This window comes from Streptomyces sp. NBC_01463 (genome assembly GCA_036227345.1).
Classification (GTDB): domain Bacteria; phylum Actinomycetota; class Actinomycetes; order Streptomycetales; family Streptomycetaceae; genus Streptomyces.
On sequence record CP109468.1, the window covers coordinates 150577 to 171000 of the forward strand.

The window sequence follows — 20424 nt, forward strand, 5'->3', positions numbered from 1 at the left end:
CCATGGGGCCAACCGTCAGCTCATTCGCCGGGGACGGGTTCCCACCTCATGGTGAGCCGGCTTCCCCCCGGGGGCGTCGGAAGTCGGGCGATTTCGGCCTCAGCGGCACTGGCGTCCGACAGCCACGCGCATGCCAAGCTGGACCCTCTGGCCCGAAACGGCGTTCGAAGTCACTCAGGCAGCGCCACGGTGAGATCCACCTCGACGAGCTGTCCCAGAAAGCCCAGCTGGGCGACGCCCAGGAGCGTGCTGGCAGTGGTGAATGCCGGACCGAGGCCGGACTCGGTGAGCCGACTCCATGCGGCACCGAGAGTGTCCCTCTCATCGCTTCGCACGTAGATCACCGACCGCACCACATGTTCGGGCTTGGCGCTCACTGCTGCCAGGGCAGTGAGCGCGTTCGCGACCACCTGGTCGATCTGCGTCTCGAGGGAGTCGGAACCGACGAGGTCGCCGTTCCCATCAAGCGGGCACTGCCCCGCCAGATAGGCGGTACGGCCTGCCTCCACCACGGTGATGTGGTGGTAGCCGGGTGTCGCATGCAGTTGCTCGGGGTTGATGCGGGTGATGCGGGTGATCTTCTCGGTCATGTCAGCGAGTCTGACCAGCGTGGTGCCGGCACGCACCTCATTTTCCCCACGGGTCAGCACTCCGCAGTGACGTGCAGCGGTTCGAGGACGAGCCCAGTGCCTGTTCCTCAAGCTTCGACCCGGGTTCCGCCAGGAGCCTGCTGACTGTCTTGCCGGTACGACAGAACTGGACCCCACAGCCCTTGCCGCCCGATCCGATCCGGACGGAGCGGCTCGTGCTCCCTCATCCCGGATCCGCGCTGTCCGAGTCCGGTGCGCGCGACGGGTCAGGCGACGGTCAGTACGGCTTTGCCGCGGACGGTGCGGGCGCGCAGGTCGGCGATGACGTCGGCGGTGCGGGCCCAGTCCCGTACCGTGCCGATCTCGGGGTGCAGGCGGCCGGCGGCGACCAGTCGCACCAGGGCGGACAGGTCCCCGCCGAAGGTCGCGTCCGAGGTGGTGTAGTCGAAGTGCGCGATACGGGCCTGGTTCGGGCCCCTGAAGAAGTCGAAGAAGTCGAGGGTGACGGGCTCGCGGCTCGCCTGGCCGAACCACACCAGCAGGCCACCGGGAGCCAGCTGGGCCAGAGCGGCGGGCAGGCCGGCCCCGCCGACCGACTCCAGCACCACGTCGTACGGGCCTGCGGCGTCGTCCACCGACGTGATCAGTTCGGTTGCCCCCAGCTGCAGCAGCTGCGCGCCGCGGTCCGCGGTGGCGCTGACCGCGGTGACGGCAGCACCGCCTGCGGCGGCGAGTTCCGTCACGTAGTGGCCGACGCCACCGCTGGCACCGGTGAGCAGGACCCGACGGCCGGCCAGCGGACCGGCGGCGCGCAGCAGTCGCAGCGCGGTGATCCCCGCCAGTGGCAGGGCCGCGGCGGTCACGGCATCGACGCTGTCGGGCAGCTCGGCGAGACTGGTGGTGGGCACGGCGACGCGCTCGGCCCAGCCGTATGCGGGCGGATGGGCCACGACCCGGGTTCCCGTGGCCGGCCCGCTGCCGTCGGCCGCGGCCCGTACGACGGTACCGGCGACGTCCTTGCCGGGCCGCCAGCCCGCCCAGCGGCGATCGAGACCGCCGTCGAGCTGGAAGGTCTCCCCGCGGTTGACGGAGTACGCCTCCACCGCGACAACCACCTCGTCCGTGGCGGGCTCCGGCTCGGCGGCCTCACCGAGGACGACCGATTGGCCGGTGTCGGCAGTTGCTCCGGGCAGTATCGCCTTCATCATTCCTGACATCGCTTCAAAGGCCTCTCGCTTGTGTGCGGGTGCTCGGGGTTCAGGCGACAGGCGCGACGAGGGCGCGCTCCCAGTGCTGGGTGTCGGCGTACTCGCGCATGTTCGTGATCTTGCCGTCGCGGACCGTGAAGACGCCGACGTTGTTCTCCTGGTACGGACGGCCGGTCCGGCCAGTGGCCCAGGAGTCCCATTCGACGAGGACCTGCTCGCCGGCGCCGAAGTGGTTGGTGATCCTGATTCCGATCTCCTTCACCGGGTCCAGGTGGGCGAAGGCGGTGGCCAGGAAACCGTTGATCACCTGGTCGCGGCCCTGCCACGTACCGGAGATCGGCAGGTCGCCGCCGTACCAGCAGCTGCCTCCCTCGGCCCAGGAGTCGAGGATGGCCTCCTGGTCGCCGGCCTCCAGTGCCTCGAAGTAGCGCAGCACCACAGCGGTCGGTTCGGTTTGCGCGGTCATGCCGGTTCTCCTTGGTTCGTCGCAGGCGGGGTCGGGGGGGCAGGCGTGATCAGGCGAAGACGACCGTCTTGGCGTGCAGGGTGTCGAAGTATTCGCGCACCGTCGCGATCTTGCCGTCGCGGACCGTGAAGACTGCGAGGCAGTGCTGGTCGTAGCGGCCCCCGGTCTTGGCCAGGGCGCGGGTGTTCCACTCGGCGAGGACCTGGTCGCCCTCGGCGATCAGCCCGTCGAAGGTGAACTCGATCGTCTCCGGGCGCAGCCGGGCCACCATCCGCGGAACGAACTCTCCGAGGATCTCGTCCGGCCCGGTCCAGGTCCCCGACAGGGGCAGGTCACCGGCCAGCGTCCAGGTCGTGTCGGGGGTGAAGAAGTCGCGCAGCGCGTCGACATCACCGGTCATCAGGGTGTCCATGTACGCCTGGACGACTGCCTTGCCGGCCTCGGTGTGCTCCCGCTCGTTCATGTTCTGCCCCTTCGTGGCGGTGTTCTTTCCGATGCCTCGAACCTACGGATCCTCCGCCTCGGAAGGGAAAGACCTGTTCCGGCTCGGCCCAGAACACAGCGGCATAACGGCAGTTCAACCCACCTGTACGATGTTCGGCATGTCAGAGCTCCGCCGCCTTCGCTACTTCCTTGCCGTCGCCGAGGAGCTCAATTTCACCCGGGCCGCCGCGCGCCTGCACCTGGCCCAGCCCGCGCTGAGCCGCCAGATACGCGAGCTGGAGAAGGAACTGGGTGTGCAACTGCTGGAGCGCACCACCCAGTCCACCTCGGTCACCGAGGCCGGCCGACTGCTTCAAGAGCGCGGCCAGGAACTCTGCGCGGAAGCCGACCGGCTGTGGCGCGACGTACGCGCCTTCGCCACCGGGGCCCAGGGGAAGATCTCCATCGGCTACAGCGCGAGCACCAGCTACGACACCGCACCCACCCTGCTCGCAGCACTCGCCGAGGCGCACCCGGACATCAGCGTCACCACGCGGCTGCTGCCCACCGCCGAGGTCGTAGCCGGCGTCGCCGAGGGCACCCTCGACGCCGGCCTGGTCCGCTGCCCGCCGCCGACGCCCCAACTCGTCCGCACCTTCGTGCGCCTGGAGCCCCAGGGCGTACTCATGGCGGAAGGACATCCACTGGCCGAGCACTCGGAGGTCGATGTCGCCGCACTCGCCGGCCAGACGGTCCTCCTGCACGCCCGCAGCGACAACCCCGGGCACCACGACGCGATCACCGGCATCTTCGAACGCGCCGGCATCGCACCGAGGCTGCGCGAACGGCAACTGTCCTTCGACGTCGCGCACATGCCCGTAGCTCAAGGCAACGCGGTCTCCGTGGTCGGTGCATCCGTTCTTCCCGGTCTGCCGGCCGGACTGGTGTGGCGGCCGCTGTCCCCGGTCTCGGCCATCGAGATCCACCTCCTCACCCGCGGCGGCACCGGGCAGCCCGTCACGGCCCGGCTGCTCCAGGTCACCGCCGACACCGCCCGCACCCATGGCTGGCTCCGCTCCCCGAGCTGACCCTTCAGCCGGGTGGTGGGCGTCCCCGACGCGACCGAGGCGGCAGGTGAGGACCGTGCACGCGCGTCTCTCGTCCCGGGCAAGCAGCGCGTCCACCGTGTGCAGGTGGTCCTCGGCCGACGCGTCTGCCGGCCTCCGCGAGAGTGCGGCGTTCCCGTACGGCCCGGACCGATGGTGAGGGTCGTCGGTCGTCCATGCCGTCGTGACGCTCTCCTCGGCGTTCCGGCACACGTCGGAACGCCGAGGAGAGCGTCGTGAGTCACCTCAGCAGCGGCTGACGTCGATCCGGATCAGATTGCGGCCGCGGATGGCATAGAACCTGCCGCGCTCGTCCACCGCGGCTCGCGGGATGCCGTACCAGTCGGCGTCGAGCTCCACCAGGTCGGTGCGTGCGAACGTCTTCTTGTCGTAGCGGACGAAATCCGAGCTGGACGCCCCGTACACGTACCCGCGATCGGCGAGCAGCGTCCCGTAGTTCGGCACCACCGAGCCGTGGTTGGCGGAGTGGATCACCTTCCGGGTACGCAGGTCGATCACGAAGAAGTCGCCCCTGAAGCACATGACGTACAGGTGGCGGCCGAGCACGGTGAGGCCCGTGATCCCGGTGGGCCTGGACTGCGGCGTCATCCGCCACAGCTCTCGCCTCCGGACCGGATCCCACGCGACCAGGGTGCCGGCGGTCGCGGCGACGTTCTGGCCGCCGAGATAGGTCACGCCGTCGTGCGCGACGACCGCACGGACCATCTGTTCGTCATCGATCGGGTTGACGGCGGTCGTCGTGGCACCGCTCTTCGGGTCGAACGTCATCAGCGATCCACCCGACTCGTAGTCGGACTGCAGCCCGATCACCATCAGCCGGTGGCGGTCGTCCCAGACGATCTGGTGCGGGCGGTTCTGCTGCGGCGGCAGATCGGCCAGCTTGCGGGCCCACTCGTCGTCGACGCGCGGGTTGAACGCCAGGAGGCCGATCGCGTTGTACTGGGCGAAGTGGGCAGTGCCCCGGTGCAGCAGGATGTCCTTGGCCTCGCTCGTCGCGAGCACCCTGTTCTGCTTCCCGGTACGCAGATCATGCCGTGCGACCGAGTTCGTCCCGCCGACGTACACGTTGTGCGTGTCGGCGGCTACCGACATCGCCAGCTGGGGCCCGATCGGGGCGCCCGCCTCGATCAGATCCCATGAGGTGTCCGAGCCCGTGCCGGGATCGACCTCGAAGATCAGGCCGAAGGCCGAGACGACGATGACCTTGTCGTCGCGGATCCACAGGCCCCAGATCTCGCCGAAGTCCCCCTCGTTGGGCTTGATCTCGCGGAACGTACCGGTGCTCAACGTCAGCTCGATGAGGGCGGCGCCGTTGAAGTACATCTTGTCGCCGAGCTTGCGCGGCAGTCGCAGGAAGTGCTGCTCGCTCTGCGCGAGCGTGTACCGGGCCGGGTCGTCGGCGTCCATGACGGCGACCGCTGCGCCGGCGTCGGTGGTGGAGCACACGTACAGCGTGCCGTCGTGGAGACCGATGTCGCGGACCTCCACCTGCCCCGCGAATTCCTTCGGCAGGATCGGCGTGATCTTCTTCGTGGCCCGGTCCATGACGAAGAGTCCGGCCTTGGTACTGGTCGGAGTGGCGCCGAGTGACGCGCCGGTGCCGATGTAGATCTTGTCCTGTGTGGCCAGCAGGCAGCGGATCATCGGTACGTCCGGATCGGGGATCGCGATCTCGGTGAGCTCACCGGTGGCCGGATCGTACTGGCGCAGCTTGGGCTGGAGCTCTCGTCCACCGAAGAAGATCTTGTTGTCCGGTGAGGCGCTGATCGCGTACGGATCGAGGCCGGGGATCGAGTGGAGGTCCTCCTTGGGCGCGCCGGCCACGGAGAGGTCGAGCCGGATGAAGCCGGGGCCGGGGGCGGAGTCGTACTCCCGGATCGCTGAGTACAGATACCGCCCGTCCGGGTCGACGGCGAGCAGCTGGGTGCTGATCCCGGGCCCTTCGGTAACGCTGGTGACCTTCTGCGTGTCGAAGTCGAAGCCGATGATCCGCATCGGATCGATGTTGCGTGAGGCGATGTAGGCCTTGTTGCCCACCGGAATGGCAGCGGCGAGGGAGAAGTTGTTCACCCCCGGTCCGAGGTCCGTCACCCGCGCCCCCGACCTCGCCGTCGCCAGGGCCTCGGTCGCGGGCAGGGCGGAGAGGGCCAGTGCACCCGCACCGACGGCCCCCCACTGCATTATCTGGCGTCGTGTGATCGATCCGTCCTGCATGGTTGTGTGCTCCTTCGTCGGTTTCTGAGGATGCGCACGGGGAGTTCATGGCCCTCCCCGTGGCCGGAGGGGTCAGCCCGCGGTCCAGCGCAGGCCGCCCAGGAGGTGGCCGCGGAAGGCCGGGTCGGTATAGGCGTTCTCCGCGTGGCCCAGCGATGTGTAGAACGAGCGGCCGGCGCCGGATTCCCTGCACCACACCAGTGGGTGATCGGCGCCCATGCCGCCTCCCTCGTAGCCGGCCTCGTCGATGGTGGCGAGGACCTGCACGCCGGGGCGTCGCGGGTTGCTCCGGAAGTCGTACCACTCGTCGTTCCAGTCCCATCGCGACGGCAGATGGCGCGTCGAGGGGTGGCTCCGGTCCTCGACCAGCACGGTGCCGGCCTGGAACTCCGGGTGGCCGGCGAAGCGTGCGCCGAGCAGCTCCCCGTAGTACGGCCAGGCGTACTCGGTGCACGCGGCCGAGTGGATGCCCATGAAGCCGCCGCCGTCCGAGGTCCAGCGGCGCAGCGCCAGCCGGCCGTCCGGATCGAGCACCTCGCCGCTGGTGGAGAGGAAGACCACCGCGCTGCGCCCCGCCAGCGAGGCATCGGTGAAGACCGAGGGGTCCTCGGAGGTCTCCACGGAGAACCCGTGCTCCTCCCCCAGCTCGCGCAGAGCCGCCTGCCCGGCGGGGATCGAGTCGTGCCGGTAGGCCGTGGTGCGGGTGAAGACGAGAACGTCCGACAGGCGGTCGGTCTGGGACATGTGGGACATGTCGACACTCCGGGTTCTGATGGACAGGGTGGTGGGGCGGCACGGTGGCCGCCCGGGCACTCAGGCCGAAAAGCTCAGGCCCAGGCGCTCGGGCCGAAGTGCTCAGGCCGAGGTGGTCAGGGCCGCTCGGGTCACGGGGTACGCGAACTCCCGCCCCGCGCAGTAGCGTTCGACCTCGTCCAGAGCGCTTCGGGTAATACGCAGCAGCTCACCGCCGAGTGAGCCGGCGATGTGCGGGGTGAGCAGCACGTTCGGCAGCGAGTACAGCGGTGAGGTTGCCGGCAGCACCTCGGGCTCGGTGACGTCGAGGACGGCGTGAATGCGTCCCGACAACGCTTCCGCGGTGAGTGCCTCGGTGTCGATGAGGCAGCCGCGCCCCGTGTTGACGAGGGTGGCGCCGTCCCGCATGAGTGACAGCCCGCGGGCATCCAGCAGGTGGTACGTCTCGGGCAGGGCGGGCGCGTGCAGCGAGACGATGTCGGAGGCGGCCAGCAGTTCGTCGAGCCCGACGAGCCGGGCGCCCATCGAACGGGCCGTGTCGGGATCGAGGTGCGGATCGGCCACCAGGATGTCGAAGTCGTGGGGGCGGAGCAGTTCCAGCACCCTGCGTCCCACGAGGGACGCGCCCACCAGACCGATCGTCCTGCGGTAGTTGCCGAAGCCGGGGAAGTGAGCCGCCCAGTCCAGGGCGTTCCGGTGCTCGCGGTAGAGTCCGCCGATCTCCAGGACGCGCTTGTTGGCGAAGAGGATGGCGGCGAGCGTGTACTCGGCGACGGGTACGGCGTTGGCGGCGGCCGCCGTGGAGACGAGGAGCCCGCGGTCCCAGCAGGCTTCCGTCACATGGTGTTTGACACTTCCTGCTGCGTGCACGACCGCCTTCAGGGCCGGCATGCGGGCCAGCACGGCGTCGTCGAGCGGGCGGCATCCCCAGGACGTGATCAGGATCTCGACATCTGCTAGGTGGGGCACGTGGTCGAAGTCCTCGGCGACGACCTGGGGTTCGATGTCGACGAGACGGATCAGCCGGTCGATCGCGGCGGGCGGGAAGAGGGCGTCCCGGTGCGGACGGCCCATCGCGAACAGGGCACGCGGGCGGGGCGGAGTGGGTGGCATGGGGATGATCCTCAGGACGATGGCCTACTTGACGGCGCCGGCAGTCATGCCGGACTTCCAGAACCGCTGGAGCATCAGGAACAGGATGACCAGCGGAACCACGGACACCAGCGATCCGACGATGGCCAGGAGGTAGTCCTGCGGGTGTCCCTGGGAGAGCGCGGAGGAGTACCAGACGTACAACCCGAGGTTGACCGGGAAGAGATCCTTGTCGGACAGCATCACCAAGGGCAGGAAGAAGCTGTTCCAGATCTGGGTGAACTGGAAGAGGAAGATGGTCACGAAGCCCGGTGCGATCATGGGCAGACCGATCCTGCAGAAGGTCCTGAACTCGCCCGCCCCGTCCACACGTGCGGCCTCCAGGACCTCGTTGGGTATGTACGAGGCACTGAAGACACGGGCCAGGTACACGCCGAACGGGAAGACGAGGCCGGGGATGAACACACCCCAGAAGGTGTTCACCAGACCGGCCTTGGCGGCGATCAGGTAGAGCGGGATCGCCATCGCCGTGCCGGGCACCATCACACCCAGCAGGACGAAGGAGAAGAGCTTCTCCTTGCCGGGGAAGTTCAGTTTGTCGAAGGTGTACCCGGCGGCCACGCTGAACACGGTCGCCAGCAGCGAGCCGACACCGGCGTACAGGACCGTGTTGAGCAGCCAGCGCAGGAAGATCCCGTTGTCGACCTCGAACAGGTACGTGAGGTTGTCGCCGAGCGCGAAGTCCTTGCCCGGGGCGAAGCCGTTGGTGGCGAAGAGGTCCTGACGGCTCTTGGTCGACGAGAGGAGCAGCCACAGCATCGGCAGCAGCGTGTACAGGGCAGCGAGGCCCAGCATCGCCGTCACTCCCGCCCTGGACAGCAGGACCGATGGGCGGTTCCCGGGGCCGCGCCGGCCCGGCCGGTTCCTGTCCGTCGGCCTGCCGTCCGTCTGCTCCGGAGCCGGAGAGGAGCCGGCGGGGGCAACGCGTGTCATGGTCTTGGTCACGGCTTGCTCCTGCTGCGCGAAAAGCGGGTGACGAGGAACGACAGCAGCGCGGCGAACAGCGCGATGAGCAGCGAGGCCGCTGCCGCCAGTCCGAAGTCGTTGTGGGTGAAGGCTGCGGTCTGGACGAACATGTTGGGCGTCCAGCTGCTGCCGATGGAGCTGGACGCGCTGTAGATGACCTTCGGTTCGGTGAAGAGCTGGACCGAACCGATGACGGTGAACAGCACGGCCAGGGCGATGGCCGGGCGGATCATCGGCACCTTGATCGACAGGGCGGTACGGATCTGGCCGGCGCCGTCGATCTTCGCCGCGTCCAGGGCCTCGGTCGGCACCGCCTGGAGGGCGGCGTAGAAGATGACCATGTTGTACCCGATCCACTCCCAGACGGCGATGTTCGCCGCGGAGAAGACCGCGTTGTCCGCCGACAGGAAGTCGATGTCGAGACCGCCCGCGGCGAGGAAGTCGATCACCGGGCTGAGTCCGGGTGTGTACAGGTAGACCCAGATGAGTGCCGCGATCAGACCGGGCACCGCGTGCGGGAGGAACAGGGCCAGCTGGAAGAAGGTCCGCGCCCTGGTCAGTGCCGAGTCCAGCAGGAGGGCGAGGACGAGGGCCCCGCCGATCATGACCGGGATGTAGATCGCGACGTACGCGGCGATGGTGAGGAATCCGCCGCGGAACGCGGGGTCCGACAGTGCGTGTACGTAGTTGTCCAGTCCGGCGAAGACCTCTTCCGTCCCGCCGAAGCCGAGGCCCGAGGTGTGGGTGGTGAACAGGCTCATCCAGCCCGCGTAGACCAGCGGGGCGAGGGTGACGGCGGCGAAGAGGACGAAGAAGGGGGCCAGGAGCAGGGCGGCGGTGCGGCGCTGGGCGCGGGCTGACGGAGTTGTCATACCGGGCCTTTCTCGAAAGGGGAGCGGGAGGCGTCGGGGCGGGAGCCGATGCCGGCCCCGGCCTTGCGGGGCGGGCATCGGCTCACCGGGGTTCGCGAACTGCTTCGCGTACTACGGGGCGACTTTCATCCCGCGCCGCTCCATGTCCTGGACCGTCGCCTGCTGGGCGCCGGTGAGGACGTCGAAGAGCTTGACCTTGCCCTGGGCGACCTTCGGAAGCTGATCGACGATGGCCGTGTTCGTGGTCCCCATGACCGGGCCCCACGTCCAGCCGGGCCGGACCGCCGCGTAGGACTTGTTGCCCAGGGCGTACACGTCCTGCCCGCCGAAGTAGTCGGTGGGGAAAGCGGCCTTGGTGACCGGCACGAGCTTGGGATCCGCGGGGAACATGCTGCTGGTCCCGGAGGAGACCCACGCCTTCATGCCTTCGGGGTCGGTGGTGATCCACTTGATGAACTCGGCGGCGGCTCCGCTGTTCTTGGCGCCCTTCGGTATGACGAAGGAGGAGCCGCCGTACATGGCCGAGGCCGGCTTGCCGTCCCAGGTGGGCACCGGGGCCACCGACCACTTGCCCTTCTGGTCGGCGACCGTCGCCTGCTGCGCTCCCGCACACCAGCTCGCGCAGACGTAGGCGACGGTGCGGTTCTGCTGAACGCCCGTCCAGAACGGGTCGAGCGAGCTCACCGAGGTGACGAGGTCCTTCCGGGCGAGGTCACCCCAGTAGTCGGCGACCTTCCGGGACGGAGCGTCGTCCAGCGACACCTTCCAGGCATCCTTCTCCGTGCCGAACCACTGCGAGCCGGCCTGCCAGGCGAGGGCGGTCAGCAGACCCGGGTTGTCGGTGTAGAGAACGCCGCCGCGGGCCTTCGGATCCGCCTTCTTCACCTGAGCGGTCATGTTCCGGTACGCGTCCCACGTCTTGGGGACGCCGATCCCGTGGCTCTTGAAGAAGTCGTTGCGGTAGTACAGCATCAGCGGAGCCGCGTCGCGGGGAACGCCCCAGGTCTGACCACCCAGCTCGACCAACTGCCTTACGGACTTGGGGAAGTGGTCCTTGACCAGAGGTCCGAGCGAATCACTCAGCGTCTCCAGCTTGCCCTGGGTGGCGAACTCGGGCAGCTGCGGGTACTCGACGACCGCGGCATCGGGGGCGGTGCCGGCCTTCACGGCGTTCGTGAGTTTGGAGTAGTACTCCTGGCCCGAGGGCACCGCCTCGAAGGTCACCTTGATGTCCGGGTGGGTCCGGTTGAATGCCTTCGCCACTTCGTCGGAGCCCTTGACGAAGGACCAGAAGGTGACCTTCCCGGTGCCCTTCTCCGCCGCGGAACTCCCGCCGTCCGAGCTCCCGCATCCCGTGGCGAGAAGGCCGATTGCCGCGACGGAGCCGACCAGTGCTGTCAGTCGTCTACGAAACATGATGTGCCACCGATCGTTTGCTTGGGTGTCACCGCAATCATTCGTTACGTACGACAGCGAGTCAATGCATGTGGTTTCGTTTTTTTGATTACGAAACCACATGACATCACCTGCTCATGCGTCGGTGTGCCGCTCGGCGCCGCAGGACGCTCGTACCCGCAGCTCCGGGCGGAGCAGGATCTCGGCGAGAGGCGTGGCCGGGTCGGACAGCCGGCGCACCGCCAGGTCGAGCGCCCACGCCCCCACCGCCTGTTTGGGGGGTGCGACGGCGGTGAGGGGGACGTCGCTCAGCTCGGCGACCTCGTCGTCGTAGGTGACCAGGGCCAGATCCTCCGGTACGCGCACACCGCGTGCGCGGAGGATGCCGACGAGGGCGATGGCATCGATGTCGTTGTGCACCAGAGCGGCTCTGACCTCGCCGGACTCCACGGCGCGCACCACTTCTTCGAAGCGCGCGTCGGCCGGAGCCGCGTCACCGGCGGTGCTGATGAGGAACTCCGGCCCCGGCGTCAGCCCCATCGCCTTCACCGCGTCGGCGTGACCGACGCTGAGAAGCGCCGTGTTGGGGCTCTCGACCCTGGCGACGAGGGCCACCTTGTCGTGCCCGAGCCCGGCCAGATGGCGCACCGCGAGGGCCGCCCCGTAGGCGTGGTCCGAGGCCACCTGCTCCAGCCGGCCGGCCTGTATCCCGGCCCTGCGCTCCACCAGCACGGCCGGCACGTCAAGAGTGCTCAGCCACTGCTCGGCCTCGTCCAGCGGGCGCAGGCCCGGGTGCAGCATCAGCAGCAGGCTGTCGATCCCGCCGGCCACGAGCCGGCGGACCTGCTCCTGGTTCTCCGCCAGCGATTCCCCGGAGACGGCCAGTACGACGCGGACGCCACGCGCGCGGGCCGCGTTCTGGACGCCCCGGATCACCTCGGCGTAGTAGTAGCCGCCCGGCGGCACGACCAGTCCGACGGCGTGCTTCTCCCCGGCGGGGGCCGGTGCCGCGGCATGGACCTCCACGGGAGCGGGAGCATCCGGTGACAGGGCCCTGGCACCGCCGTGCACACGGTTCAGCAGTCCCTGGCCGGCCAGCTCCCGTACGTCCTGGCGCAGGGTCACGGCGGAGACACCCATCTCCTCCGCCAGCGCCTTCACGGTGATCGAACCCTGGCGCTCCACCGCGCGCAGGATCGCTTCCCGCCGCTCGTTAGCCAACACCCTGCAGTCCCCTCTCGACAACGAGTGAGTCATCGATCTTCACTCGACAATCGAAAAGATATCAATCAAAGGACAACGATGGCCTGGAGCGGCGGATCCCGTAGCGGGGTCAGTGCGACGGCCGGTCGTCGACGGCGACGAGGTTGCCGCCGCGGAGCGTGTACAGCAGACCCGCGTCGACGTTGACATGCGGGCCGCTGTACCAGGCCCCGTTGATGTCCGCGACGACGGTGGTGACGGCGAACGTCTTCGGATGGAAGCGGAAGAGCGTGGTGTCCGAGACCCCGTAGACCGCGCCCCGGTTGGTGACCATGGCGGCGAAACCCTTGCTGACACCGCTGACGTCCGCGGTGTGGACCACCTTCCTGGCCCGCACGTCGATGACGAAGAGCCCTCCCCCGGTGGTGAGGCCGTAGAGGTTCCGGCCCTGCACCGCCAGAGCCGCCACGCCGGCCGCCTGCTTCGTGTCGACGCGCCACAGCTCCTTGCCGGTGACCGGATCGACGGCGACTACGGTGGCGCGTGCGCCCTCCTTGGCGGCGTTGTCACCGCCCAGGTATGCGATGCCCTCCCGGTTGGCCACCGCCCGTACGAGTTGGACGTCGTCGATCGGATTGACGTAGGACACCGACTTCCCGGTCCGGGGAGAGTACGTCCAGAGTGCGCCGCCGCCCTCGGTGTCGGACTGCACGCCGACGAGGAGCAGCTTGTTGTCCGGGTCCCACGAGAGGTCCAGCGGTCGGTTCTGCTCGCTGGGGAATCCCGCCGCCTGCTGCGGCTGCCGCCGCCGGGAGGAGTCGTACCGCCAGATGCCCTGCGCGTTGTACTGGCCGGTGTGCAGGACGCCTTCGATCACTTCGGCGTCCTTGGCCTCCCCCGGTGCCGACAGGTTGACGACCTCGCCGGTCCTGAGGTTGCGCCGCGAGATGGCGCCGTTGCCGCCGACGTAGACGTACCCGTGGCCGGCGGCGATCCCCATGCCCGCCTGTGGTCCGGCCTCGGCTCCTGCCTCTTTCAGGTCGGTGACCGCGGAGGTCTTGGCCGCAATGTCGATCTCGGCGACGAAACCGTAGCCCGAGACGACAGCGAGCCTTCCGTCGGCGTGGTCCAGCCCCCAGATCTCGCCGAGATCCGGCCCGGTGAACTCCACGTGGGAGATGGTCCTGTCGGCCTTCGAGTAGGCCTCGACTCCCGACTCGGAGGCGAAGTAGATCCGCTCGGCGTCGGAGGCGAACGCCTTGACGACGGTGCCCTCGGTCTTGACCACGGTGTACGAGGAGTGGTCCGCCAGGTCGATCACGGCGAGCTTCGCGGGATCGACCGCACCCGACGTGCCGACCAGCAGCTTCCCGTCATGAACGGCGAGTTCGCGCAGGCTGGGGTCCTTCTCCATCTCCTTGGGCACGATCGAGGTGAACTCACGGCTCTTCCGGTCGAAGGCGAACAGGGACGCCTTGCTCGCACCGCTTCCACCGGAAAGGACGCTGCCAGCGCCGAAGAAGACGGTGGTGTCCGTGGCCGCGACCGCCCTGGCCAGCGTCGCCTTCGGGTCCGGGGCACCCAGGTTGGTCACGGCACCTGTGGCGGGGTCGTACTGCCACAGGACGGGTGGCTCGTCCGGGACGCCGCCCACGGCGAACACCGTGCCGTCGGGCGCGACGGCGAGATCCCGGATGTCGCGGTCCTCGGTCCTGCCGACGGGCACGGCGGGTGTGCCGGGCGTCTTCAGGTCCCACCGGTAGAGATTCGGCTTGCCCTGGTCGGACTTGACCAGGACTCCGATGTAGAGGTAGCGGCCGGTGGGATCCGCTGCCAGCGCCTGGACGGAAGGCTCAGGCCCCGCACCGAGGCTGGTGGACGACACCACTTTCCGGCTCGGCAGATGGAAGCCGACGACGCTGGAGGGGGTCAGGTTGCGCGAGCCGATGTAGACGGTGTCGCCGACCTGCAAGCCGCTCATCAGCGAGAACTGGACCAGGCCCGGCCCCAGGTCCGTCACCGTGGTCGTGGCCGCCGCCGCGAGTGCTGCGCCTGCCTGCGGGGTGAGAAGAGCTCCGGCGGCAGTGGCCAGCCCGAACGCACCGCCGGTCTGGATCAGCCGGCGCCTGCTCAGGGAATGAGAAACGGTCATCTGTGCTCCAAGGGGTGTTGAGTCTGTGCCGAGCGACGAGTCCCCGAATCCTCTGGATCCCCTGAATCCCCTGAATCGAGGGGCTCGGAGGAACGTGGGATTCAGCGATTCAGTGGTCCGCGTCAGGACAGGTCGAGAATGCGGATGTCGTCGTGCTGGACGATCCGCGTGGCTACGTCACCGTTCTCGATCGACTCCGAGGGGCGGTAGAGCCCCCACTTGATGTATCCGTGATCGGCCGGGTTCTCCGGCTGGTACGTGCGCACGTTCTCGTACGACGCGGCGGGCTTGTAGTCGGACTCGCCCGGAAGGCGCACGGAGACCTTGAAGTAGCCCGTCTCGTCGGTGGTCCAGCGCGCGTCCACGCGGAAGCTCATCCACTGGTTCACGTACGGACGGAGGTCCGGCACCACCGTCGTCTGCTGGTTCAGGTGCGGCGACCGGAACGCGACCTCGTTGCGCTTCGCCATGAGGTAGAACGCCGGGACGTTGCCACCGCCGTACTTGCCCTGGAAGACGATGTCGCCCGAGTCGCTGTCACCGGGCGTGTAGGTCTTCCAGTCCTTGAGCAGCACACTGAACTCGTAGCGCTGCACGTCACCGACGTCGAACTGCCCGGACGGAAGCAGATCCGTCGCGCTCTCGCTCCGGGGCGCGCCGTTGGACTCGTATCCCCCGTCGCCGAGCGTCACCTTGTGCTGAACCGCGTACGAGCCCTCGTGCCCGGGCTGCACGACGCCGGAGGCGTCCGCCGCCGTCGCATGCGTGGTGCTGAGTCCGTCCACTCCGGAGTCCAGGGCTCCGTTCTCGTAGTCCACCTTCAGCTTCTCCGCGGTGGACTGCGCGTGCGCGGAGCCGGGCAGCGAGGCGCCCTCCGGTTCGGCTCCCGCCGAATACGACACCAGAACGGGAACCAGCAGTGCTCCTGCGCACAGGGCGGTCGACACCTTGAGAACCTTGATCATTTTGACTCCTCGACATCGTGGGGCTGCGAGAACGGGCCGAAGGCCGCCAGATGGTGCTCGTTCAACACCGGCACGTGCGGTCGACACCCAACGAGAAAGCGACATCGTTCGAAAGATGTTGGGGGCGCTTCATCGCGTCTGCATGCTGGCACGATTCCGAACGAAACCGAAAGACCGATGGCGAAACTTAATTCAAGTCAAGGAGAAGTGCCATTCAAGCCATGTGTTCGTAGGAGGCGGGAAGATCATGACCATCGATCCGATGGTCCGCTGAGCTTGGGAGGCTGCGCCTTCGATGGGCTCCGATGCGGATTTCGATGTCGAGTGGTGTGAAAGTGATGAGCGAGGAGAGCCATACGGCTACGCGCCGAGCTCGGCGCGTAGCCGTATGGCGGCCTCCGAGGCCTGGCGGCGGACCGAGGGCAGGGGGGTCAGAACCGCAACAGCACCTTCGACGAGCGCGAGGCGTCCTTGGCCATCGCGAAGGCCTCCAGCGCCTCACTGACCGGGTACTCGTGGGTGATCACCGCGTCGACCACCAGACTGCCCTCTGCCAGGGCCGCGATCACCTCGTCGATCTCGTCGTTGAACCGGAACGAGCCCACCAGCTCCAGTTCGCGGGTGACGGCCAACGACATCGGCACCGGCTGATCGCCGGCCGGCAGCAGTCCCACCATCACCACTCGTCCGCCGCGGGCAGTGCCGCGCATGGCGGCGGCAAGACCCTGGTGACTGCCGCTGGAGTCGATCGCCACGTCAGCCTGCACCGCGGCGATCCCCTCGGTGTCGGTGGCGCTCAAGGTCCGGGTGGCACCCAGGGCCCTGGCCACCGTCAACGGTTGATCATGGAGGTCGACCGCGACGATCTCCGCCGCGCCCGCGCGCTTGAGCACGGCGACGACCAGCGCACCAATCGGTCCGGCACCGATCACCAGGACCGTTCCGCCGGTCACGTCTCCAGCCCGGGTGACGCTGTGCCAGGCCACTGACGCGGGTTCGACCACGGCTGCCGTCCGCAGGCCCAGAGCATCGGGCAGCGCCCGCAGCATCCTGCTCGGCAAGGTTGCGTAGCGGATGAACGCCCCGTCGGTGTGCGGAAACCCGGCCGCGGATCCCAGGTAGGTGCAACCCGGTGACAGGTTCGGCCGGTCGGCCGGCCAGCGGGTGACCTCATCACCGGCGGGCGAGGCCGGATGAACCGCGACCCTCGTCCCCACACCGGGCCCGGACCCATCGGCGGCCGCTGACGCGACGATGCCGGCCACCTCGTGACCGAGCACCATCGGTGCCCGCAGAATCGACTCGCCGGCCGCGCCGTGCGTCCAGTAGTGCAGATCGGAGCCGCAGATGCCGCCGTAGACGATCTCGACCACGGCCTCGTCGGGCTCGGGTGATCGGAGCGGAACGTCGTCGATTCGCAGGTCGTCCGCCGCGTGGACGACGACAGCCGGGGACGAGACAGGCACAGTCATGATCGGACCACCGGATTCGAGAGCGTGCCGATGTCGTCGACCAGGAGCTCGACGACGTCACCGGGCTGGACGGGTACGGGAGTGCCGGGCGTGCCGGGCGTGCCGGGCGTGCCGGTCACGATCACGCCGCCGGGGCCGAGTGGCACCGTCATCGGTTCGTCGTGGCGGACGGTGGAGCACGCCCGCCTGTGTCGAGCCACACGCGTGGCAGATGGCCGCTCGGGGTGTTGCCGTGCACGATCCCCGACGCGGGTGCGCGGCAGAATCTCCATGATCATCACACCACCGCCGTCATGCCACCGTCGACGTAGATCGTCTGCCCGTTCACGAAGTCCGAGGCCGGCGACGACAGGAACACCAGTGCGCCGACCAGTTCGTGTACCCGGCCCCAACGGCCGGCCGGTGTCCGCTGCGCGACCCAGGCGCTGAAGTCGGCGTCCTCGACCAGAGCCTGGGTCAGCTCGGTCGCGAAGTAACCGGGAGCCAGCGCGTTGGCCTGGATGCCGTGCGGACCAAGGTCGGCGCACATGCCCTGCGTCAGCATCACCACGCCTCCCTTGGTGGCGCTGTACGGGGTGATGTTGGGCCGTGCCAGTCGGCTCTGGACCGACCCGATATTGACGATCTTGCCACTGCCACGGGCGACCATGCCGCGGGCGACCCGCTGCCCCACCAGGAAGGCACTGGTCAGATTGGTGGCGACCAGATCGTTCCAGTCGGCGATCGGGAACTCGGTGAAGGCCGCACGACGCTGGATGCCGGCGTTGTTGACCAGGATGTCCGGGGTGCCGCAGACAGCCTCGATCCGCCCGACGCCTGAGTCCACCTCGTCCGGTGAGGTCACGTCGAAGGTGGCCACCCGTACCTCGCCGCCGGTGATCTCCCGCAGTCGGGCCGCGGCGGCCTCGGCCGCCTCGACGCCGCGCCCGTGGACGACGACCCGGGCGCCCGCCTCGAGCAGGCCCTGGGCAAGGGCGTACCCGATACCGCGGCTGGAGCCGGTGACGAGCGCGGTCCGCCCGGTCAGGTTGAACAGATTCATCGGACTACCTCCGTCGGGTACTGCTCTATCCGCTCATCATTCAGCCCGGTGAGGACGCGTTTCCGTACACGCCACGGCCTGAGTGGCCCATGTCGGCGCCTATCATCAGCACTCCTCGATACTCGCGGGCCACATCGGCACCTGATCACGAGACGACCCGTCGCCTCATGCGCCGGTCACAGTCTGCAGCTCGGCGAGCTCGACCCAGCGATGCTCCTGTCGCGCGAGTTCGGCGGCGAAGACCAGCAGATGGCCGTTGACCGAGTCTGCGAACTGCGTACTCGACACGCTGGCCGGCTCTCCGCGCACGACTCGGACGAAGTCCGCGACGAGCGGACGATCACCGCCACCGTGCATGTCGCCGGTCACCGACGTCTTGATCATCTCCTCGTCGAACGAAGCAGCCGCGTCGGTCCGGATACGACGGACCCGGAGCGTCCCCTCCTCCAGGGCGCCGGAGATCTCACCGGCGGTTCCGACCACGTGGAGCGTGCGGCTCGGAGCCGGCGTGTTGGTCGCCAACGCGAAGGATCCGAGGACACCGTCGGCGAACTCCACGCTCACGCTCTGGCGATCGAGCACGTCGTTGCCGGCGCGCCACACACAGCGGCCGTAGCGGTTGTCGGTGCGCAACGACTCGAGCTTCTGGTCCAGGTCGAGCTCCGGGCTCACGTGCTCCTCCTGCTCCCAGACGTACTCCTGCCACCCGTTCAGTTCGACGTAGAGCCGGCGTGCCGAGTACGAGCACGTCGCCTCGATCGAGCAGTCGGACAGGCACCGCGTCCCCGCACCCTGCGGCGCCCGTTCGGGGATGAACATGCCACGGGACCCCGAGCTGGCGACGCGGGCCGGGGCTGCGGAGTTGCACAGCCAGGTCATCAGGTCCAGGTCATGGCAGCACTTGGCCAGCAGCATCGACGAGCCCGACTGCTCGGAACTGCCCCAGCGTCCTCGGACGTACGCCATCGACATGTGGTCGTAGCTGACGTGCTCGGCCATCTCGATACTCAGGGGCTCGCCTATCTCACCGGCGAGGATGCGGCGCTTGGCCTCGGTGTAGAAGGGTGCGTAGCGCAGCACGTGACAGATCATCAGGATCCGTCCGGACGTCCGCTGCGCCTCCGCCAGGGTCATGAGTTCCTGCGCGTTCTGTGCGCTGGGCTTCTCCAGCAGCACGTCGTAGCCGGCGGCGAGCAGTCGGGTGGCGGTCCGTACATGATCCTGGTCCATCGTGGCGTCGATCGCCGCCTCCGCGACCTCGCCGGCATCCGGAAGGTCGGTCAGCGATGCGTACCGGGCGGCATGCGGGATCCCGAACTCTGCGCCCCACCGCTCTCGACGCGTCGGATCGGGCTCGACGATCGCCGTGATCGCCAGCTGATCGGGCGCGACCTGCGCGTAGCGCGAGTAGAGCACGCCGCGATGCCCGGCGCCGACGAGGACTGCGCGCACCGGGGCGGATGAGCGCGTCACAGGTAGGCACCCCCGTTGACGTCGATGATCTCTCCGGTGCAGAACCCGCCGAGGTCGGACGCCAGGTACAGCACCGCGCCGGCGACGTCTTCGGGCACACCGGCTCGGCGCAGTGGCGTCGACTCGATCACCGCACGCCGGGTCTCGGGCGGCGTGAAGGTGGCGTGGAACGGGGTGTCCCCGATGAAGCCCGGCGCGATCGTGTTGACGGTGATGTTGCGCGGGCCGAACTCCTTCGCCCAGGCAAGCATGAGGCCGTGCATGCCCGCCTTCGCCGCGGCGTACGCCGAGGCGCCCGGTCCGCCGCCGTTGCGTGCGGCCTGGGAGCTGATGTTGACGATCCTGCCGCCTCCGGGGCCTATCCGGCGCACCACTGCGCGGGTCACCAGGAACGCGCTGGTGAGGTTCAGATTCAGGACGGTGTGCCAGTGTTCGTCGGGCATGTCGACCAGACGGTGACGGCCCACGAGACCGCCGGCGTTGTTGATCAGGATGTCGATCGGGCCCTGGAGCTGCTCGGCGGCGTTGCTGACCGCCTCCTCGACAGCTGCCGGATCGGTGGCGTCGAGCTGCTCGGCGTGCGCGCGCCTGCCGGTGGCGGCGATCCGCTCCGCGGTCTCACGGCCGTCGTGGGCCTTGTACGTCAGCGCCACGTCGGCACCGGCGTCCGCCAGTGCGACCGCCACCGCCGCTCCGATGCCCGTACCGCCGCCGGTCACCAGGGCCCTGCGCCCCTGGAGGCTCAACGAGGGGATCCCGGTCGTCCGCACGTGTGTCGGTGTCTGGCTCATGCCAACCTCCCGGTCTGATCGGCCTTCATTTCGTGGTGCGACGGCTCGCGTTCGAGCGGTCGTCCGATTGCGTACGCCGTGGGCCCGCCTTGACGCGGGTATGCACCAGTCGAGTGTCCGGCGGTGCACCGCGGAGGCTCTGCGTTCGGCACTGCGCGCC

Annotated in this window: 19 protein-coding genes; 1 reads left to right on the forward strand and 18 read right to left on the reverse strand. The window is 68.6% G+C overall.

Annotation, left to right across the window (positions count from 1 at the left end; translation table 11 throughout):
* Positions 1-170: 170 nt before the first annotated feature.
* The 4 genes from OG521_00660 to OG521_00675 all read right to left on the reverse strand — a co-directional run bounded on the left by OG521_00660 (position 171) and on the right by OG521_00675 (position 2727).
* On the reverse strand, positions 171-590 hold the full coding sequence (locus OG521_00660; GenBank protein ID WUW19372.1) for a RidA family protein: 420 nt from the start codon (positions 588-590) through the stop codon (positions 171-173).
* 266 nt (positions 591-856) lie between these two features.
* Entirely contained in the window at positions 857-1795 is a 939-nt protein-coding gene (locus OG521_00665; protein WUW26533.1) for a zinc-binding dehydrogenase, read from the reverse strand.
* A 52-nt stretch (positions 1796-1847) separates the two neighbouring features.
* On the reverse strand, positions 1848-2264 hold the full coding sequence (locus OG521_00670; protein ID WUW19373.1) for a nuclear transport factor 2 family protein: 417 nt from the start codon (positions 2262-2264) through the stop codon (positions 1848-1850).
* 49 nt (positions 2265-2313) lie between these two features.
* Positions 2314-2727 (reverse strand): nuclear transport factor 2 family protein, encoded by a 414-nt coding sequence (locus tag OG521_00675; protein ID WUW19374.1) that lies wholly within the window; start codon positions 2725-2727, stop codon positions 2314-2316.
* A gap of 139 nt (positions 2728-2866) precedes the next feature.
* On the opposite strand from OG521_00675, the gene OG521_00680 reads away from it, so the two are divergent.
* Entirely contained in the window at positions 2867-3775 is a 909-nt protein-coding gene (locus OG521_00680) for a LysR substrate-binding domain-containing protein (protein ID WUW19375.1), read from the forward strand.
* A 264-nt stretch (positions 3776-4039) separates the two neighbouring features.
* On the opposite strand, the gene OG521_00685 is transcribed toward OG521_00680, so the two are convergent.
* The 14 genes from OG521_00685 to OG521_00750 all read right to left on the reverse strand — a co-directional run bounded on the left by OG521_00685 (position 4040) and on the right by OG521_00750 (position 20264).
* The gene (locus OG521_00685; protein WUW19376.1) at positions 4040-6028 is read right to left on the reverse strand and encodes a hypothetical protein; all 1989 of its coding nucleotides are present in this window, start codon (positions 6026-6028) and stop codon (positions 4040-4042) included.
* Positions 6029-6100: 72 nt separating this feature from the next.
* Positions 6101-6772, reverse strand: coding sequence for a ThuA domain-containing protein (locus OG521_00690; GenBank protein ID WUW26534.1), 672 nt, complete (start codon positions 6770-6772; stop codon positions 6101-6103).
* 111 nt (positions 6773-6883) lie between these two features.
* Complete coding sequence (locus tag OG521_00695; protein ID WUW26535.1) at positions 6884-7855, reverse strand: hydroxyacid dehydrogenase; 972 nt, start codon at positions 7853-7855, stop codon at positions 6884-6886.
* Between the two features lie 63 nt (positions 7856-7918).
* Positions 7919-8728 (reverse strand): carbohydrate ABC transporter permease, encoded by an 810-nt coding sequence (locus OG521_00700; protein WUW26536.1) that lies wholly within the window; start codon positions 8726-8728, stop codon positions 7919-7921.
* 146 nt (positions 8729-8874) lie between these two features.
* Positions 8875-9771 carry a sugar ABC transporter permease gene (locus OG521_00705; protein ID WUW19377.1) on the reverse strand — a complete coding sequence of 299 codons (897 nt, stop codon included), beginning with the start codon at positions 9769-9771 and terminating at the stop codon, positions 8875-8877.
* Positions 9772-9882: 111 nt separating this feature from the next.
* Complete coding sequence (locus OG521_00710; protein WUW19378.1) at positions 9883-11187, reverse strand: extracellular solute-binding protein; 1305 nt, start codon at positions 11185-11187, stop codon at positions 9883-9885.
* A 114-nt stretch (positions 11188-11301) separates the two neighbouring features.
* Complete coding sequence (locus OG521_00715; GenBank protein ID WUW19379.1) at positions 11302-12390, reverse strand: substrate-binding domain-containing protein; 1089 nt, start codon at positions 12388-12390, stop codon at positions 11302-11304.
* A 109-nt stretch (positions 12391-12499) separates the two neighbouring features.
* Complete coding sequence (locus tag OG521_00720) at positions 12500-14521, reverse strand: PQQ-binding-like beta-propeller repeat protein (protein ID WUW19380.1); 2022 nt, start codon at positions 14519-14521, stop codon at positions 12500-12502.
* 122 nt (positions 14522-14643) lie between these two features.
* The gene (locus OG521_00725) at positions 14644-15486 is read right to left on the reverse strand and encodes a polysaccharide lyase (protein ID WUW19381.1); all 843 of its coding nucleotides are present in this window, start codon (positions 15484-15486) and stop codon (positions 14644-14646) included.
* A gap of 431 nt (positions 15487-15917) precedes the next feature.
* Positions 15918-16859 (reverse strand): L-idonate 5-dehydrogenase, encoded by a 942-nt coding sequence (locus OG521_00730; GenBank protein ID WUW19382.1) that lies wholly within the window; start codon positions 16857-16859, stop codon positions 15918-15920.
* Positions 16860-16954: 95 nt separating this feature from the next.
* Positions 16955-17110, reverse strand: coding sequence for a fumarylacetoacetate hydrolase family protein (locus OG521_00735; protein WUW19383.1), 156 nt, complete (start codon positions 17108-17110; stop codon positions 16955-16957).
* A gap of 125 nt (positions 17111-17235) precedes the next feature.
* Entirely contained in the window at positions 17236-18000 is a 765-nt protein-coding gene (locus OG521_00740; protein WUW19384.1) for an SDR family oxidoreductase, read from the reverse strand.
* 165 nt (positions 18001-18165) lie between these two features.
* Positions 18166-19473: a Gfo/Idh/MocA family oxidoreductase gene (locus tag OG521_00745; GenBank protein ID WUW19385.1), complete on the reverse strand. Its 1308-nt coding sequence runs from the start codon at positions 19471-19473 to the stop codon at positions 18166-18168.
* On the reverse strand, positions 19470-20264 hold the full coding sequence (locus tag OG521_00750) for an SDR family oxidoreductase (protein ID WUW19386.1): 795 nt from the start codon (positions 20262-20264) through the stop codon (positions 19470-19472). Before OG521_00750 ends, OG521_00745 begins: the two co-directional genes overlap by 4 nt.
* Positions 20265-20424 lie beyond the last annotated feature (160 nt).